The sequence below is a fragment of the Streptomyces sp. NPDC004752 genome (genome assembly GCF_053601275.1).
Window position 1 is genome coordinate 1 of sequence record NZ_JBSGBN010000286.1, and the last position, 2478, is coordinate 2478.

The following is a 2478-nucleotide window of genomic DNA, read 5'->3' on the forward strand; positions in this document are numbered from 1 at the left end:
TCGGCCAGATGAGCCCGAACGCCTTCGAACAACGATCAGTTACTCTGACCACTGCCGCATAACAACCGGTGTCCACGATCCCGGGTCAAGCCCCTCCCGCAATTTCCGACGTCAGATGACTCCAGGCCCTTGTCACGGGTCCCGGGTGGTGCGTGGGCCTCCCGGAGGGAGTACCGCTTCGATAGCCTTCGCCAGACCCTTGATCAGGTGGAGGAAGCGTGCGGGTTTGGTACTGGTTCATCGGCACGGGGCTCATCGTGGTCGCGTTCTTCTGCTTCATCGCTGCCCTAACGATCTGGAACACCGCGCGCACAGACCAGACCTACCCGCGGAAGCCGAAGAACGTTGCGATGTGGAGCGGCATGGGAGTCGTCTGCCTGGGGCTCATGGTCCTCTTCTACTCTCTTTGAACGCGAAACCGTGAGTGCTGGCCCGTAGCCACTGGCCACGAGAGATGATCTTGTCGTGTCTGGTGTGATCACGGCGTCGGAGCCCTCCTGGATAGCCCCGTATACCGGGCTGAGCCCGCGTCAGTTCGGCAAGCTGATCACGGCGCTGCGGCGCGACGGCGCCGATCCGGCCCGTCGGGGCCGACCCTGTTGCCTGCCGCTGGAGGACCGGGTTTTGCTGGTCGCCGCGTACTGGCGGACCAACCTCACGCTGCGGCAGTTGGCGCGGCTGTTCGGAGTGTCGAAGTCGGCCGCCGACCGCATTGTTGACCACCTCGGGCCCGCGCTATCCCTGCAACAGCGCAAGCGGTTCGGCAAGGACACCGTGCTGATCGTGGACGGAACCCTGGTCCCCACCCGCGACCACAGCATTGCCGAGCAGTCGAAGAACTACCGGTACTCCACCAACCACCAGATCGTCATCGACGCCGATACGCGGCTCGTTGTGGCTGTCGGCCGGCCTCTGCCCGGCAACCGCAACGATTGCAAGGTGTGGGAACTGTCCGGCGCCAAAGACGCCGTCGGCCGCACCACGGTCATCGCAGACGGCGGCTACCGAGGCACTGGCCTGGTCATCCCACACCGCCGCGAGCGAGGCCAGGCCGAACTCCCGCCCTGGAAAGAGGAGCACAATGCCTCTCACCGCAAGGTGCGCGCCCGGGTCGAACACTGTCCCTGCCGAGAATCTGGTCCGTGCAGGTCAGGCCGCATGCCGGTACTCGTGGAGGGTGCCGCCGAGGCGGTCGCGTCGTCGTGTGTCGAGGCGGGCGATGGCGTCCTGGTCGGTGATCGGCGGTGGCAGGGGGTGCAGCGGGCGGGCGTCTGCGATGCCTTGGTGGGGCCGGTGGGAGTTGTAGTGCTGTTCGAACTCGCGCAGGGTGTGGAGGAGGTGGCGCTGGTTCCGGACCGGGGTGCGGTCCAGTAGTTCGCGTCGGCAGGTTTGCACCCAGTGTTCCATGAGCGCGTTCATCCGCGGCGTCCGGATCCCGCTGAGTACGACCTCGATCCCCGCATCCTCAAGGACGGTGTCGAACAGGGCGGGGTACTTCCCGTCGCGGTCGCGGATCATGAACCGGGCCCGGCAGCCGACATCCTCGGGATCCATGACGAGGTTCCTGGCGGCCTGTGCCACCCAGGAGGCGGTCGGGTGCGCCGTCGCGCCCAGGATGCGGATGCGCCGGCCGGCGTGCCCGATCACCGCGAACACGTACAGCCGCGCCCCGGACAGGGTGACCGCTTCGAAGAAGCCACATGCCGGCAGGGCATCGGCCTGGGAGCGCAGAAAGTCCGTCCAGGTGCTGGAACCCCGCTCGGGTGCCGGGTCGATCCCCGCCTCCTTCAGGATCTCCCACACCGTGGAGGCGGCCACCTGCACGCCCAGAACCAGCAGCTCGCCGTGGATGCGCCGGTAGCCCCGGCCGGGATTCTCCCGCGCCAGACGCAGCACGAGAGCGCGGATCGAGCGCACGGTACGCGGCCGACCCGCACGCCCCGGCCGGGAACGGGCCGCGTGGCGGCGCGAGACCAGGTCACGGTGCCAGTGCAGCACAGTGTCCGGGCGCACCAGCAGCCGTGCCCGGTGCAGCACACCGCGCGGGAGCCGGTGCAGTAGCGCGGCCAGGAACACCCGGTCACTCGGTGCGAACCGCACCCGGTCCCGGCCGAGCTGGCGTTCCAGCACGGTGATCTGATGACGCAGCGCGAGGATCTCCGCGTCCTTGTCCTGGTTGCTCACCGGCAGCAGCCGCAGCAGGGCGAACACGTTCGCCACACCCGGATAGGCAAGTCGAAGCAGCACGACAGATCATCCTGCCGGGGCACTCACCAGGTGCCCGGGGCACCCGCCCAAGCGCCCGCGCTCGACACCACCCGTACACCAGCCCCCACCAGGACGGATGAGTTTTTCGGCAGGTGCAACTTCGAGGCTGGCAGCTGGGTCGAAGGCGGCGAAGGCGTGCAGGTTTGCCGCGACGCTGAGCAGGACGCGCACCTGGTCGGGGTCGCGGTACAACTCGCGCGGATGCTGCCG

3 protein-coding genes and 1 pseudogene are annotated in these 2478 nt (G+C 67.9%); 2 read left to right on the forward strand and 2 right to left on the reverse strand.

All coding sequences use genetic code 11. The features are described 5' to 3' along the window. Nucleotides 1-218 precede the first annotated feature (218 nt). Together ACWEKM_RS46365 and ACWEKM_RS46370 are read left to right on the forward strand one after the other, a co-directional pair. Nucleotides 219-410 (forward strand): hypothetical protein, encoded by a 192-nt coding sequence (locus ACWEKM_RS46365; RefSeq protein WP_451627338.1) that lies wholly within the window; start codon nucleotides 219-221, stop codon nucleotides 408-410. A gap of 55 nt (nucleotides 411-465) precedes the next feature. Then, nucleotides 466-1119 (forward strand): annotated as a pseudogene (locus ACWEKM_RS46370) (transposase); the annotation flags it as partial. 30 nt (nucleotides 1120-1149) lie between these two features. Here ACWEKM_RS46370 and ACWEKM_RS46375 read toward each other — a convergent pair. Then, a complete protein-coding gene (locus ACWEKM_RS46375) occupies nucleotides 1150-2247 on the reverse strand; it encodes an integrase core domain-containing protein (RefSeq protein ID WP_451627339.1) in 1098 nt (365 codons plus the stop codon). A 6-nt stretch (nucleotides 2248-2253) separates the two neighbouring features. Next, a partial coding sequence (locus ACWEKM_RS46380) for a hypothetical protein (RefSeq protein WP_451627340.1) occupies nucleotides 2254-2478 on the reverse strand: 225 nt, incomplete at its 5' end.